Origin of the sequence: Pseudomonas sp. TWP3-2 (assembly GCF_049897765.1) — a bacterium.
Taxonomy (GTDB): Bacteria; Pseudomonadota; Gammaproteobacteria; order Pseudomonadales; family Pseudomonadaceae; genus Aquipseudomonas.
In genome coordinates this window covers 370073-383248 of sequence record NZ_JAFCWW010000004.1, presented here as the reverse complement: position 1 = coordinate 383248, position 13176 = coordinate 370073, and the positions used below count along the sequence as shown (strand labels likewise).

The following is a 13176-nucleotide window of genomic DNA, read 5'->3' as shown; positions in this document are numbered from 1 at the left end:
AGCCTTAGCGCCGGGTGATCGATAAGCGCAATTTGTACGCGAGCAACGCGGTGCCCGCCAGCCGTATCGTGTTACCAAAACACAACGGCCCACCAATAGGCGGGCCGTTTTCAAGCGAGTCGGACGACGGATCAGTCCTGACGGCTGGTCACTTCCAGCAGGTGATAACCGAACTGGGTTTTCACCGGGCCTTGCACGACATTGATCGGCGCGCTGAATACCACGGTGTCGAATTCCTTGACCATCTGGCCAGGACCGAACGAACCGAGATCGCCACCCTGACGGCTGGACGGGCAGGTGGAGTTGGCTTTGGCGACTTCGGCGAAATCAGCGCCGCCTTCGATCTGGGCCTTGAGTTCGTTGCACTTGTCTTCGCTGGCAACGAGGATGTGGCGGGCAGTGGCTTTAGCCATGGGGAAACTCTCCAATCAAGATTCAGTAAAGGGTGGAGCCTACCGGATTCAGTGGCCGATTTCTCGGCAAAGTTCCATTCGCTTGTCTGATCACTGCACCTAGAGATTCGCTGCTTGCAGGCGCAAGGCGTGCTCGACGTAGAGTTGAATCGAGTCAACAGGTGATGGTCGTTGGCCATGGGCTCGACCCAGGCTAGCTAAATGGTCGTGGGGATAATCAGAACGGATCACGGTTCCGAGATGAGAGCTGAAGCGACCGACAAAACCGTCGTTCTGTGCAGGCTCGGTCACAAAATATGCAGAAAGGGCTGTGCAGACACTTCGCACCGGATCAACCGCTGGCAAGACTGCATCCGGTACGACGCCGCTCCAGGAGTAGTAGCGCACGCCATTGACCTGTTCCGCTCCGTGTCCGCCCCATGTTTCAGGCAAGCCTTGCGGGTATTTGTCATTGAATTTTCCGACGCCTTCGGTCGTCAGGGCCTCAAGTGAGGCAAGCGCGTTTTGCGGCAGTGTGGTGCTGCCACTGATCAGCGACAGGAAGTCGCCGAACAGCGTCGCGACATTTTGCGCGACCGTTTCCGGTAATCGTCCCGGTACCAACGCCTTGCGCAGGAAATCTGCAAGTTCCGAACCGTGATTTGGCCCGCTGACCGAGGTCACTGAAGCGACGTGGTGTGGTGCAAGCGCCGCAGCGTATCGGGCGGAGAGTGCGCCCTGACTGTGTCCGATCAGGTTGACTTTGGCCGCGCCCGTGCCTCGCAGCACGGAGTCTATCTGCAAGAGCAGTTGCTCACCCCGAACTTCGTTGTCTTGAGTCGCCGAGAGGTGCGGCACAAACACTCGATTACCGGCGTCTTTGAGTGCCTGTGTAACGCCGTGGAACAGGTCGAAGGGGCCGATGCGCTCAAATCCGAACAGTCCGTGCACCAACAGGATGGGGTAACGAGTTGTGGCATTCCGTTGCATATTTGCACCTAAATCGCAGAAGTTGATCGACGTTGTCTGCGTGTCACTCTAAAACACTCACGGCGCTGGCGATGTATGAAGAGTCTTTGTCGTTTGCTGGAATTCGGATCAGCGTGCGTGCGAAATATCTCTACTTTCTGAAATCCGGATCGGAATAACTGGACATCTTTTACGTCATCCAGAGTGATTTTCTCGCAGTTGCCTACCTTCCTGGGCGCTGTTGACTCGCACCCAAGGCGCCTAGAGCTGACATCGCAATGACCACGAAACGGGTTCAATAAAGGCTCTTGCTCGCGGCAGGCTGGCTGCGTGTTTAATCCAGGGAATGGAGCAGTATATGAAGAGGCGAGATGCACCAACGCTGGCAACAACAAGGCTTAGCGCTCGGGTAATGGCGAAAAAGCCAACGCTGCCTGTGCTCTGTTGCAAGCGCGAACACGGAGTAACCCTCGATCCACCGGCGCTCGATGCGGTAAATGGAACGGTGCTTGATCCGTCACTGCAACAGGTTGTGGTGCGTATTGCGCCTTACCCCGGCATGGCGTGCGGTGACAGGCTGATGTTGAGCTGGCATGGTCTGGATATGGACGGCTTGCCGTACCGTCACGAAAGCATCCGCTTTGTGAGTCAACTTCAACTGGGAAAGGAGGTTGTTTTCGTTGTCAGAAGCGCTCACATCGCTGCGCTGGATGGGGGGGCGCTAGAGGTTTTCTGGACGCTGACCAGCAGCAGAATCCCGACCCCCGTGACTTCTGACCGATTGCAGCTGGATGTCGGAGATGTTCGCGGCAGCTTGTTGCCGGCGATCATTGGCGACGCGATCAGAGCACACCTTGATCCGGCGAGGGTTACGCATGGCACCTCGGCCACGATCCGGCCCTACGCGTGGATGGCTGCCGGTGACCGCGTCCGGTTGTTCTGGGGCGTGGCGCCGGGGCGCGGGATGTTTGGGGATCAATTGATCGTCGAGCCTTTCGCTGTGGGCCAGCCACTGGTATTTGGCATTCCTCCCGAGTCAATCTCTGCGCATATTGGCAGCGAAGTAACCGTGCGGTACCGCGTCGAGCAACGAAGCACGGCAATCCGCGAATCCGGGGTCACACGAATCATGATCGCGGCGCAGGAAAGAGGTCTGTTGGAAGCCCCGCAAATAGTCGAGGCAATAGGTGGTGTGCTCGATTTGCAGGATGCCAATGATGGCGTCACTGCACTGATCAGTGATGCGCAAGTAGAAGAGGGCGAACTGGTTTATCTCAAATGCGATGGCGAAAGTTTCTCTCATCGCGAGGATCGGGAAATCACTGGCGCGATGGCCTCGCAGCCACTGGAATTCAATGTTCCATATGAGTTCTGGCGGGAGCACGTGGATACCGAGGTGCGCGTGTCGTTTTCCATTGAACGACTGGATGAAGCAACCCAGCTATCCGGCGTAACCGTGTTGCGGGTACAAGCATGATGTGCAGCCTTGCGGAGTACGCATACTCTGCAAGGCTGCAGTCACTTTCAGCTCCGGGAACGCTTGCGCAGGCGAGCTGCCGCGTCCACCAGCAGGCGCTCTGTCGCATCGAAACCGAGGCAGCCGTCGGTCACGGAAACGCCGTAGCGCAGCGATGTCCCCAATGGCTGGCAGCCTTCGAACAGATGCGACTCGAGCATCATGCCGACCAGCGAATGGTCACCTTGCAGGCGTTGCTCCAACACGTCGTTGAACACGCTCGGCTGACGCAGCGGATCTTTGCCGCTGTTGGCGTGGCTGCAATCGACCATGATCCGGCTCGGGATCTTCAAGCGGGCAAGCTCGGTGCGGATCCAGGCCACGCTTGCGCTGTCGTAGTTCGGGCCCGAATGACCGCCGCGCAGTACCAGATGCGTATCCGGGTTGCCCAAGGTCGGGATGATTGCCGGATGCCCCTGGCTATCTACCCCAAAGTGGCGATGCGGGTGAGCAGCCGAGCGCATGGCGTCGACGGCTACCGCGACACCGCCGTCGGTACCGTTTTTGAACCCGACCGGGATACCCAATCCGCTGGCCATTTCCCGGTGAATCTGTGATTCGGTGGTGCGCGCGCCGATGGCGACCCAACTCAGCAGGTCATCGAAGTAGCCGGCTGCCATCGGTTGCAGCAATTCGGTCGCGACAGGCAAACCAATGCGAGTCATTTCCAGCATCAAACCGCGGGACAGGGACAGGCCGGTGGCCATGTCATCGCTGCCGTCGAGATCAGGGTCGTACGCCAGGCCTTTCCAGCCGATCGTGGTGCGCGGTTTCTCCACGTAGGCACGCATGACCAGCAGCATTTCATTGCTGACCTCATCGGCGAGGCGTGCGAGTTTGCCAGCGTATTCGAGCGCGGATTGTGGGTCATGAATCGAGCAGGGGCCGACGATCACCAGTAAACGGCTGTCGTGCCCGTCGAGGATCGCCCGAACGGCTTGGCGATGGGCACTGATTTGCTGGCTCAGCTCATTGCTCAGTGGCAATTGCTGTTTGAGTTGCAACGAGCTGGGCAGACGTACGGTCAGCGCTTCGTTGGCAGAAGTGAGGGTGGACAGCGGCAGAGCAGAGATGGACGAGTTCATATTCAGATTTCCTGGGCTGGCGGCGGGTGCTTCCCGCTCGCTCGGCCCTACTGGGGTGTTCGACAGTTGGCCGTACTGGCTGCGTGCGTGTGCTTGCCACCTGTGGGTGACCGATCGGAGGCGGCAGGCTGTCCCGAGCGGCGGCTGGTAAATCGCCATGCGGTAAAACTGTCGTAGCGGTAATAAGTGGCGTAGTTCATTTGATGATTCCTCAAAGTGTCTGGTGTGATACTGAAAAGTGTGGGGCCTGAAAAAACAAAACCCCCGGTCGGGAGGCCGACCGGGGGTTGAGAATTCTCTGGTAGGCGACCCGTCTGTATGGGCGCCGTGTGGGTATCAGGCGCGCCAGTGGCTAAACCAATACCCAAAATAAAAGCTGACCGGAGCGCAGACGTTGTTCACCCGGGCAGCCGCAACCGAACGCAGGGCGCTGGCGGTGTGAAGCTGGGAAAGGGCGTTGAACATGAGCTGTCTCCGATGGATGCGCCGAGCTTACTAGAGCCTGCCGCGCGTCAGCAATCAGAAATTGCTATTGAATGGGCGAAACGTTGGCTATCGGTTGATTGCCCCCGGTGTTCTGACACACTCTGGGTTTTGCGCTTCGCAAGATCGGCGATTCATTGTTACGGGAGGGGTGATGACGTTCCAATTACGTCGAGCGACGCTGGCCGACCTGTCATTTGTTCGAGAACTCACTTGCAGGAATATGCTGCGCTACTACATTCAGCACGACTTGCTTTGGCAAGACGAGGCATTTGATGTGGCCTGGCTCGGCCGGGACAATTGGCTGATTGGGCATGGTGCTGAGCAAGTTGGCTATTTCAGCCTGAGCCGCGATGCGCGTGCTTTGTATATCCGCGAATTGCAGGTTGCACCAGCGTGGCAAGGACGGGGCGCGGGATCCTGGGCGATCGATCAGGTTATTGCGGTGGCGCGGGAGGAAAAGCGCGCGGCATTGCGCCTGACGGTTTTCCACAATAATCCGGCGCGAAGTCTTTATGAGCGAAAGGGATTGATCCTGCAGGGTGAGGACGAGTGTTTCCTGAGAATGCAGCTGGATTTGAGTACAGCTGTGCTCTGAAATCCACGGCCGACAAGCCCTCCATGATGAATTGAAACTTTTTATATGCGGCTTGCCGCTAGGTCTGTCTGGCTCTTTTTGCTAAGGTGTCAGCCATCCCAATAAGACCATATCGCGAGGTGTCTGCTTGATTAGGGTGCTAGTGGTCGATGACCACGATCTCGTTCGTACAGGCATTACACGGATGCTGGCCGATATCGATGGCCTACAAGTAGTTGGCCAGGCCGAATCCGGGGAAGAATCCCTGATCAAGGCTCGAGAGTTGAAGCCCGACGTGGTGCTGATGGACGTCAAGATGCCTGGCATCGGCGGTCTCGAAGCCACGCGCAAACTGCTGCGCAGTCACCCTGACGTCAAGGTGGTCGCTGTCACCGTGTGCGAAGAGGATCCGTTTCCTACACGACTCCTGCAGGCCGGAGCCGCGGGCTATCTGACCAAGGGCGCCGGACTGCCTGAGATGGTCCAGGCCATCCGTCTGGTATTTGCCGGCCAGCGCTATATCAGCCCGCAGATTGCCCAGCAACTGGCGATCAAATCTTTCCAGCCAACCAGCGATTCTCCATTCGATGCGCTTTCCGAGCGTGAAATCCAGATCGCGTTGATGATTGTCGGCTGTCAGAAAGTCCAGATCATTTCCGACAAGTTATGCCTGTCACCGAAAACCGTGAATACCTACCGCTACCGCATTTTCGAGAAGCTATCGATCAGCAGCGATGTCGAGCTGACGCTTCTGGCAGTTCGTCACGGCATGGTTGACGCCAGCCTCTGACCATCATGACCGAGACTTTTGATCCCAGCGCCTTTCTGTCGACGGTCAGCGGGCGTCCAGGCGTTTATCGCATGTTCGACAGCGATGCGCGTTTGCTCTATGTCGGCAAAGCCAAGAATCTGAAGAAACGCCTGGCCAGTTACTTTCGCAAGACCGGTCTGGCGCCGAAAACTGCGGCTCTGGTCGGGCGTATCGCCCAAGTCGAAACGACTATCACCGCCAATGAGACCGAAGCGCTGCTGCTTGAGCAAAACTTGATCAAGGAGTGGCGGCCGCCGTACAACATTCTGTTGCGCGACGATAAGTCCTATCCGTATGTATTTCTGTCTGACGGACAATTCCCGCGACTGAGTATTCATCGCGGCGCCAAGAAGGCCAAGGGCAAGTATTTCGGCCCTTATCCGAGCGCCGGGGCAATCCGCGAAAGCCTCAGCTTGCTGCAAAAAACGTTTTTCGTTCGTCAGTGTGAAGACAGCTATTACAAAAACCGCACCCGTCCGTGCCTGCAATATCAGATCAAACGTTGCAAGGCGCCGTGTGTCGGGTTGGTCGAGCCTGAAATCTACGCGGAAGACGTGCGTCACTCGGTGATGTTTCTCGAGGGGCGCAGTCATGCGTTGACCAACGAGCTGTCGGCAGCGATGGAAGAGGCGGCGGTCAACCTCGAGTTCGAACGAGCTGCCGAACTGCGCGACCAGATCGGCTTGCTGCGCCGGGTTCAGGATCAGCAGAGCATGGAAGGCGGCACCGGTGATATCGATGTAATCGCCGCCTTCGTCAATCCTGGTGGCGCCTGTGTGCATCTGATCAGTGTGCGGGGAGGGCGCGTCCTGGGCAGCAAGAACTTCTTCCCACAGGTTGGTATTGAAGAAGATGTGTCCGAGGTAATGGCGGCGTTTCTGGGGCAATACTTCATTACCAGCCCGGAGCGCGACTTGCCGAGTGAATTGATTGTCAACGTGGTCCATGAAGACTTTCCGGCGCTGATCGAAGGTATTCAGACGCTGCGCGGTCGCGAGTTGGCGATCAGCCATCGGGTTCGCGGTACGCGTGCGCGTTGGCAGCAATTGGCCGTGACCAATGCCGAGCAGGCGCTTGGCGCGCGACTGGCCAACCGACAACATGTGGCCGCGCGCTTCGAAGCACTGGCCGAAGTGCTGAATCTGGATGAACCGCCGCAACGACTCGAATGCTATGACATCAGTCACTCCAGCGGTGAGGCGACGGTCGCGTCCTGCGTGGTGTTCGGCCCGGAAGGTCCGATCAAATCAGATTACCGGCGCTACAACATTGAAGGCGTAACGGCTGGCGATGATTACGCGGCAATGCACCAGGCCTTGACCCGACGTTTCAGCAAGCTAAAAGACGGCGAGGGCAAGTTGCCGGACATTTTGCTGGTGGACGGTGGTAAAGGTCAGTTGTCGATGGCGCGCGATGTTCTCAATGAACTGGCTGTGCCCGATCTGATTCTGTTGGGCGTTGCCAAGGGTGCTACACGCAAGGCGGGCTTCGAGACTTTGTATCTTAATGATGCAGCGCATGAGTTCACATTGCGTGGAGATTCGCCCGCGTTGCACTTGATCCAGCAGATTCGCGACGAAGCTCACCGCTTTGCAATCACTGGCCATCGCGCGCGCCGCGGTAAAACCCGGCGTACGTCAACGCTGGAAGGCGTTGCGGGTGTGGGGCCAACCCGGCGTCGCGACTTGTTGAAACATTTTGGTGGATTGCAGGAGCTGTCTCGTGCAAGCATCGAAGAGATCGCCAAAGCGCCGGGGATCAGTAAAAAGCTAGCAGAGTCGATTTATGCAAACCTGCATAGTGAGTAGAATGCCCATTCACCTCGTAGCCAGTTGTGCCGATGAATATCCCGAATCTGATTACCGTTCTCCGCGTCCTGCTCATCCCGATCTTCATTTTGCTGTTCTATCTCCCGTACGAATGGAGTTATCTCGCTTCAAGTTCGGTCTTCGCATTCGCTGCCGCGACTGACTGGCTGGATGGCTATTTGGCGCGACGCCTTGAGCAAAGCACGCCGTTTGGCGCGTTCCTTGACCCTGTCGCTGATAAACTGATGGTCGCGGTTGCGCTTGTGCTGCTGGTTCAAGAGCACGGCAATCTTTGGCTGACTCTGCCGGCCGCCGTGATCATCGGTCGCGAGATTGTTATTTCTGCACTGCGCGAGTGGATGGCAGAACTGGGCGCTCGTGCGCACGTCGCCGTCTCGAATCTGGGCAAATGGAAAACTGCTGCGCAAATGCTCGCACTGGTGATCTTGCTGGCCACGCCGAAGGCTTTCAACTTCTGGGTCGTATTGGGTTATGCATTGTTGATCGTGTCTGCCGGCCTGACGTTGTGGTCGATGGTTCAATACCTGCGGGCTGCCTGGCCGCATCTGAAGACCGATGTTGAAAAGAAATAAAACTTTTTTGAATCAAAGGGTTGACGGGGCTTCTGGATTCTATAGAATGCGCCACACCAAGCGGGAATAGCTCAGTTGGTAGAGCACGACCTTGCCAAGGTCGGGGTCGCGAGTTCGAGTCTCGTTTCCCGCTCCAATTTGTACGTGTTTGTTGTTGTGCTACTGACAGCAGATGCTTTGAGGCCGAGTAGCAAAATGGTTATGCAGTGGATTGCAAATCCACCTACGCCGGTTCGATTCCGACCTCGGCCTCCACTATAAACAAGCTCCGTAGATCCATGATTTACGGAGCTTTTTTATTGGCGAAAAAGTTGAAAGATTTAGTCTTGAAAACGACTCTCGCCAACTTGCGTCACCGGGAAGTGATGTATATATTTCCCCTCTGCTTGCTGCGGTGCTGACCCTGTCAGGATCGTGATTCAACAACAGAGCCATGCAACACCGCGCTACCGCCCGAATGGCGAAACTGGTAGACGCATGGGACTTAAAATCCCCCGCTCGTAAGGGCGTGCCGGTTCGATTCCGGCTTCGGGCACCATGAATATCAAGGGCTTGCGTGAGATACCTCATGCAGGCCCTTATTCTTTTGCTCCGCAAAATATTGCTTGTGCTCAGCAACACGCGCTTCATACGTCATTACGTCGGCGTAACGTACATCTCCGTTCAAATCCAATTCCAGATGCACTGCCCAGCCAAACGCAAAAGTAATAAGGAAGTTACTTGTTTCGGAAACTGATTTTGCTGATCTTGATCACCAGTCTGAGCGCGTGTGCGGCAGTTGCCACGCGAATGGATTACGACAAACATCGATGTCCTTACATCGGGGTACGATTTGACTGGTGGCTGGTAGGTACATCTAAAGGAAAGCTGATTCCTTTTTTACTGATCGACGCACCGTTCTCATTGGTCGTCGATACGCTATTTTTCCCCTTCGAATATCAGTACACCTGCAACCTTTGATCGATTCGCAAGCGTCGAAGTGTGTCTGCGCGAGATTGTCGTCACCTAGTCGTAATACGGAGAAACTTCAAGGCAATCACTAATGCAAATGGGCCGATCTGATCGGCCCATTTTTTTTGCTCGAACATCAGACGAATGCTTGACCGGCGAAGCCTCGAGGCAGACGTTGCAGTCCAATCATTGCCGACAATCGTTCAGTCCACTCCGAACGCCAGTTACCGGTAGCGTGCGGCGTAATTTTCTTGCGAGAAGTTCGCCGTGCGAGATTGCGTTGGCTCTTGCGAGCATCTTTGTAGGCATCGGTATTTCGGCAGCTGCGGCACTTGACTTGGTTGAGTTCGCGGCTGGAGGAGAGGTTATTACCGTTGTGGCCGCAGGCCAGGTGCCCGTCGACTTTGAAGTGAATGACCATGAGACGTCTCCTTGGTGACGTGTAAAGGTTTTGACCTTTAATCACCAAGGGCGTTCGGTAACACGATTATCCCAGGCAGCAGCTGGCGACAGTAGCGTCGCTCAACCGCCAGTCGTGATTGCAGACTGCTAACTACCTGAACCGCGGCAGCGGCCGATCGGCTGGTCTGAGCGAGGACAAGGTCCTGCGAATCAGCGGAGTATCCTTTTCGATATCGTTCAGTCGATCACGGATACGTAGTGCGGTCGGGTGGCCGCCTTGGTGGTCGACCCAGTCGGCGATGTCTTTGCAAGCGGCCGCCAGGCGTGCCTCGCGAGCGTCGAGCAAGGTGAGAAGGGTGGTGATGGACTCTTTTTCGGACATGTGACACCTCCGTTCAAAAAGTTGTGAATCGTCAGTACGCGTTGCGTTAAGCAAATCTCAGTATAGGCCCGAAAATGATCGGCATCAGCCGGAGGACTCCCGGGCAGGTGATGGCGCGCTGGCGGTGTTGAGTCGGCGACATTCATGCATGGCATCTTCTTCAACATCGTAGCCATCGCCGATGAAACCAGCCGTGCGCGTATCGCAAATGCGAAACCACACTGTGGCTTCAGCCGGCGCGTGTTGGCTTTCTCCAGCACGACGGCCGTGGATGATGATCTTGTTGCAGCGTTTCACTACGAAAATGTCTTCCATGGCTTCACCGCAGCTGATTTGTGTCAGATGAACTATAGAAGCCTGGGCCAATCGTGCAAAAAATAGACAGTCAGTTCGTCGGGTACAGCTCCCAGCCTGTTCGGTGCCATTGCAGGCAGTGGCTGGGATTCAGCGCCTGGAGGAAATTCTGATCGTGGGAAACGGCGACAATTGCGCCAGGAAATGTCTGTAAAGACTCTTCGAAAGCCTCTGTCGATGGCAGATCCAGATGGTTGGTCGGCTCATCCAGCAGGAGCAGTTGCGCGGGTGTCTTGCGCCAGACTGCCAAAGCCAGCGCAGCTTTCAAGCGCTCGCCGCCACTTAGCGACCCGCAGGGTTGCGTGACCTGCCTGGCCTCCAATTGCAATCGGGCGAGGTAACTGCGCAAGGTGCCCTCGCTCAACGGAGTGCCCTGCGCGATCAGTTGCTCAATGATGCTCTGTTGATCATCGAGTAATGTCAGATGCTGATCCAGGAAAGCCCAAGGCACATTCGTTGCGCAGGTACCGCTTACCGGTGCGAGTTCATCAGCGAGCATTCTCAGCAAAGTCGACTTGCCACAACCGTTGGGGCCGCGGACGGCCACGCGCATCGGGCCACCCAGCGTGAGGGTGAGCCGGGTTGACGGCGCTTCTATCGGCAACCACGGTAAACCAGCTTCCACCAGCGTGCAGACTTGCCGCCCCATCGGCACAGCACTGCCCGGCAGGTTGATCATTACGCCCTCCATGGGCGCAACCTTGAGAAAGGCCTCAGTGACCTGCGCGTCCAGTTCAGATTTGCGCGCCTGATGATTCGAGCGGACATGGCCCATGATGTCCTTGGCGGCGCTTTTCATGGCGGCTCGCTCGAAACCGGCCACGTTGGCGGTGTCGGCGTGGCGTCGGGCACCAGCCGCATGGCGCTGAATCGTGTCGTGTTCACGTTGCAAACGCAGGCGTTCGCGCTGACGTTCGCTTCTGGCTTGAGCAAGTCGAGCTTGCGCTGCGGCTTGGTGAGTGCGCTGATGCTCGCGAAAGGCTGAGTAATTGCCACCGAATTCGCTGACACCCGATACGCTCAGCTCGATGATCCGCTGCATACCTTCAAGCAGTTGTCGATCATGACTGACAACGATCAGGCCCCCGCGCCAGCGCTCGAAAGTATTCATCAACCATTGTCGGCCGGGCGCATCCAGGTGGTTGCTTGGCTCGTCCAGAACCAGCATCGATGCCTCGCTCAGAAAGGCGCCGATCAGGGCAATGCGCGCTTGCTGGCCGCCGCTCAGGTGCTGTGTCAAATCGGTGAAAGCGACCTCGGGCAAGCCTGCGCCATCGAGCGCGCGGCGCAAGCGCTCAGCCATATCCCAGCGCTCTCCAATCACGTCGAAATCCTCGACCGTTGCGCAGCCTTGACTTAGCCGATCCAGCGCTTCAAGAATCGAGGCTGTTCCCGTGGCTTGAGCAACCGTTTGCCAAGGTTCATGGATAAAATTTTGCGGCACATAAGCGATCGCTACCGAACTGACCACGCTGCCGCTAGTGGGCTGCAAGGATCCGGCTAGCAGGCGTGCGAGCAGGCTTTTACCGACGCCGTTGCGTCCGACGATGGCCGTTGGTGTGTGGTCGAATTGCAGATTCAGCGCAGTGAAAATCGTCTGGCCATCAGCCAACTGAAAACCCAGCTGATTGAGGGAGACGAGAGCAGGCGTACGCGAGACGTGAGTCATCGGCACCTCCGAAAAATGTCGTGAACACTGACAAGCACCTTGAAGCGCATGTCGCGATTACATTTTTGAAGGCTTAGTTGTTCACTTCTGCGGTCGTCCTGGGAGAGGGGAAGCCCGGCAGACTAGCCGAGGAACGCCCGAGGATCAAGGCGCGGCTGCCACTTCAGACATCTGCTCAAGAAATGTCGCCAGTGCAACTTCCTCTGCGCGCAGCCCTTTGCGCAAGCGTGGGCGCGGCAATTCCGCCAACGCCCCCAGCATGAAATGTTCGACCACCGCCGGGTGGATGTAGCACTTGCGGCACACCGCCGGCGTATTGCCGAGTTGCCGGGCCACACCTTTGACCATTTCCACCACATGCCGCTTGGCTTCGGCCTCCGACTCCCATTGCAGTTCGCGTAATACCGACAACGCCAGTGCACTGCCGGCCCAGGTGCGGTAATCCTTGGCGGTGAAATCGGCGCCGGTCAGCTTCTGCAAGTAGCTGTTCACATCCGAGGAACTGACGGTGTGCCGCTCACCGTTTTCATCCAGATACTGAAACAGATTTTGCCCCGGAAGCTCCAGGCAGCGCTTGATGATCCGCGCCAGGCGTCGATCTTTCACCGTGATCTGATGCTCGATGCCGCTCTTGCCGCGAAACTGGAACAGGATCGCACTGCCGTTGACCTCGACGTGACGGCTACGCAAAGTCGTCAGGCCATAGGAACGGTTATCGCGGGCGTATTGCGTATTGCCGACGCGGATCAGCGTGGCGTCGAGCAAAGTAATCACGGTCGCCATGACCTTGTCGCGGCTGAAACCGGGCGCCTCCAGCAGTGCTTCGAGTTGTTTGCGCAACTTGGGCAGGGCCGCGCCGAACTCGCGCAGCCGCGAGTATTTGTCGGCATCGCGCACCTCGCGCCAGCGCGTGTGATAGCGGTATTGTTTGCGGCCACGCGCGTCACGGCCGGTGGCTTGCAAGTGACCACGCGGATCGTTGCAGATCCACACATCAACGTAGGCCGGCGGCACCGCGAGGGCATTGATGCGTTTGATCTCTCCGGGATCAGTGATGCGCTGGCCCGCCGGGTCGAAATAACAGAACTTGCCGCGCAGCTTTTTGCGGGTGATGCCTGGCTGCGTGTCATCAACATAGTGCAGGTCGGAGGGCAGCACATCGGTGAGCGCGGTGTCTGGCATGG

15 protein-coding genes and 3 tRNA genes are annotated in these 13176 nt (G+C 57.2%); 9 read left to right on the top strand and 9 right to left on the bottom strand.

The genetic code is table 11. The features are described from left to right. Positions 1 to 131: 131 nt before the first annotated feature. On the bottom strand, positions 132 to 413 hold the full coding sequence (locus ACP7EE_RS09330; protein WP_003445034.1) for a peptidylprolyl isomerase: 282 nt from the start codon (positions 411 to 413) through the stop codon (positions 132 to 134). 99 nt (positions 414 to 512) lie between these two features. Continuing rightward, positions 513 to 1382, bottom strand: a complete 870-nt coding sequence (locus ACP7EE_RS09325) for an esterase/lipase family protein (protein ID WP_426234306.1) — start codon at positions 1380 to 1382, stop codon at positions 513 to 515. Positions 1383 to 1719: 337 nt separating this feature from the next. Here ACP7EE_RS09325 and ACP7EE_RS09320 point away from each other — a divergent pair, with 337 nt between their 5' ends. Next, positions 1720 to 2838, top strand: a complete 1119-nt coding sequence (locus ACP7EE_RS09320) for a hypothetical protein (RefSeq protein WP_426234305.1) — start codon at positions 1720 to 1722, stop codon at positions 2836 to 2838. A 47-nt stretch (positions 2839 to 2885) separates the two neighbouring features. Here the strand turns inward: ACP7EE_RS09320 and ACP7EE_RS09315 are convergent, their stop codons facing one another. Continuing rightward, positions 2886 to 3962 (bottom strand): 3-deoxy-7-phosphoheptulonate synthase, encoded by a 1077-nt coding sequence (locus ACP7EE_RS09315; RefSeq protein WP_426234304.1) that lies wholly within the window; start codon positions 3960 to 3962, stop codon positions 2886 to 2888. 336 nt (positions 3963 to 4298) lie between these two features. Then, the gene (locus ACP7EE_RS09310; RefSeq protein WP_426234303.1) at positions 4299 to 4427 is read right to left on the bottom strand and encodes a hypothetical protein; all 129 of its coding nucleotides are present in this window, start codon (positions 4425 to 4427) and stop codon (positions 4299 to 4301) included. A gap of 172 nt (positions 4428 to 4599) precedes the next feature. Between ACP7EE_RS09310 and ACP7EE_RS09305 the strand changes: the two genes are divergently transcribed. From ACP7EE_RS09305 to ACP7EE_RS09270, 8 genes are all read left to right on the top strand, one after another. Beyond that, the gene (locus ACP7EE_RS09305; protein ID WP_426234302.1) at positions 4600 to 5043 is read left to right on the top strand and encodes a GNAT family N-acetyltransferase; all 444 of its coding nucleotides are present in this window, start codon (positions 4600 to 4602) and stop codon (positions 5041 to 5043) included. A gap of 127 nt (positions 5044 to 5170) precedes the next feature. Continuing rightward, complete coding sequence (gene gacA / locus ACP7EE_RS09300; RefSeq protein ID WP_420649119.1) at positions 5171 to 5812, top strand: response regulator transcription factor GacA; 642 nt, start codon at positions 5171 to 5173, stop codon at positions 5810 to 5812. 5 nt (positions 5813 to 5817) lie between these two features. Continuing rightward, the gene (gene uvrC / locus ACP7EE_RS09295; RefSeq protein WP_420649118.1) at positions 5818 to 7641 is read left to right on the top strand and encodes an excinuclease ABC subunit UvrC; all 1824 of its coding nucleotides are present in this window, start codon (positions 5818 to 5820) and stop codon (positions 7639 to 7641) included. Between the two features lie 32 nt (positions 7642 to 7673). After that, a complete protein-coding gene (pgsA, locus tag ACP7EE_RS09290; RefSeq protein ID WP_420649117.1) occupies positions 7674 to 8234 on the top strand; it encodes a CDP-diacylglycerol--glycerol-3-phosphate 3-phosphatidyltransferase in 561 nt (186 codons plus the stop codon). 60 nt (positions 8235 to 8294) lie between these two features. Beyond that, positions 8295 to 8370: transfer RNA gene (locus tag ACP7EE_RS09285), tRNA-Gly, on the top strand. 45 nt (positions 8371 to 8415) lie between these two features. Continuing rightward, positions 8416 to 8489: transfer RNA gene (locus tag ACP7EE_RS09280), tRNA-Cys, on the top strand. Between the two features lie 196 nt (positions 8490 to 8685). Further along, a tRNA-Leu gene (locus tag ACP7EE_RS09275) sits at positions 8686 to 8772 on the top strand. Between the two features lie 182 nt (positions 8773 to 8954). Further along, on the top strand, positions 8955 to 9194 hold the full coding sequence (locus ACP7EE_RS09270) for a YceK/YidQ family lipoprotein (protein WP_426205869.1): 240 nt from the start codon (positions 8955 to 8957) through the stop codon (positions 9192 to 9194). 127 nt (positions 9195 to 9321) lie between these two features. Here the strand turns inward: ACP7EE_RS09270 and ACP7EE_RS09265 are convergent, their stop codons facing one another. The 5 genes from ACP7EE_RS09265 to ACP7EE_RS09245 all read right to left on the bottom strand — a co-directional run bounded on the left by ACP7EE_RS09265 (position 9322) and on the right by ACP7EE_RS09245 (position 13174). Further along, positions 9322 to 9606 carry a hypothetical protein gene (locus ACP7EE_RS09265; RefSeq protein ID WP_426234301.1) on the bottom strand — a complete coding sequence of 95 codons (285 nt, stop codon included), beginning with the start codon at positions 9604 to 9606 and terminating at the stop codon, positions 9322 to 9324. 132 nt (positions 9607 to 9738) lie between these two features. Beyond that, on the bottom strand, positions 9739 to 9969 hold the full coding sequence (locus tag ACP7EE_RS09260; RefSeq protein ID WP_420649114.1) for a hypothetical protein: 231 nt from the start codon (positions 9967 to 9969) through the stop codon (positions 9739 to 9741). A gap of 84 nt (positions 9970 to 10053) precedes the next feature. Next, positions 10054 to 10284, bottom strand: a complete 231-nt coding sequence (locus ACP7EE_RS09255; RefSeq protein WP_420649113.1) for a hypothetical protein — start codon at positions 10282 to 10284, stop codon at positions 10054 to 10056. A 70-nt stretch (positions 10285 to 10354) separates the two neighbouring features. Continuing rightward, positions 10355 to 11992 carry an ABC-F family ATP-binding cassette domain-containing protein gene (locus ACP7EE_RS09250; protein ID WP_426205871.1) on the bottom strand — a complete coding sequence of 546 codons (1638 nt, stop codon included), beginning with the start codon at positions 11990 to 11992 and terminating at the stop codon, positions 10355 to 10357. A 144-nt stretch (positions 11993 to 12136) separates the two neighbouring features. Beyond that, positions 12137 to 13174 carry a DNA topoisomerase IB gene (locus ACP7EE_RS09245; RefSeq protein WP_426205872.1) on the bottom strand — a complete coding sequence of 346 codons (1038 nt, stop codon included), beginning with the start codon at positions 13172 to 13174 and terminating at the stop codon, positions 12137 to 12139. Positions 13175 to 13176: the final 2 nt, after the last annotated feature.

Coding starts and splice junctions, on each gene's coding strand:
- pgsA (WP_420649117.1), top strand. CDS start 7,674: ATGAATATCCCGAATCTGATTACCGTTCTCCGCGTCCTGCTCATCCCG.
- ACP7EE_RS09250 (WP_426205871.1), bottom strand. CDS start 11,992: ATGACTCACGTCTCGCGTACGCCTGCTCTCGTCTCCCTCAATCAGCTG.
- ACP7EE_RS09255 (WP_420649113.1), bottom strand. CDS start 10,284: ATGGAAGACATTTTCGTAGTGAAACGCTGCAACAAGATCATCATCCAC.
- ACP7EE_RS09320 (WP_426234305.1), top strand. CDS start 1,720: ATGAAGAGGCGAGATGCACCAACGCTGGCAACAACAAGGCTTAGCGCT.
- uvrC (WP_420649118.1), top strand. CDS start 5,818: ATGACCGAGACTTTTGATCCCAGCGCCTTTCTGTCGACGGTCAGCGGG.
- ACP7EE_RS09305 (WP_426234302.1), top strand. CDS start 4,600: ATGACGTTCCAATTACGTCGAGCGACGCTGGCCGACCTGTCATTTGTT.
- ACP7EE_RS09330 (WP_003445034.1), bottom strand. CDS start 413: ATGGCTAAAGCCACTGCCCGCCACATCCTCGTTGCCAGCGAAGACAAG.
- ACP7EE_RS09245 (WP_426205872.1), bottom strand. CDS start 13,174: ATGCCAGACACCGCGCTCACCGATGTGCTGCCCTCCGACCTGCACTAT.
- ACP7EE_RS09265 (WP_426234301.1), bottom strand. CDS start 9,606: ATGGTCATTCACTTCAAAGTCGACGGGCACCTGGCCTGCGGCCACAAC.
- ACP7EE_RS09260 (WP_420649114.1), bottom strand. CDS start 9,969: ATGTCCGAAAAAGAGTCCATCACCACCCTTCTCACCTTGCTCGACGCT.
- ACP7EE_RS09325 (WP_426234306.1), bottom strand. CDS start 1,382: ATGCAACGGAATGCCACAACTCGTTACCCCATCCTGTTGGTGCACGGA.
- ACP7EE_RS09310 (WP_426234303.1), bottom strand. CDS start 4,427: ATGTTCAACGCCCTTTCCCAGCTTCACACCGCCAGCGCCCTGCGTTCG.
- ACP7EE_RS09315 (WP_426234304.1), bottom strand. CDS start 3,962: ATGAACTCGTCCATCTCTGCTCTGCCGCTGTCCACCCTCACTTCTGCC.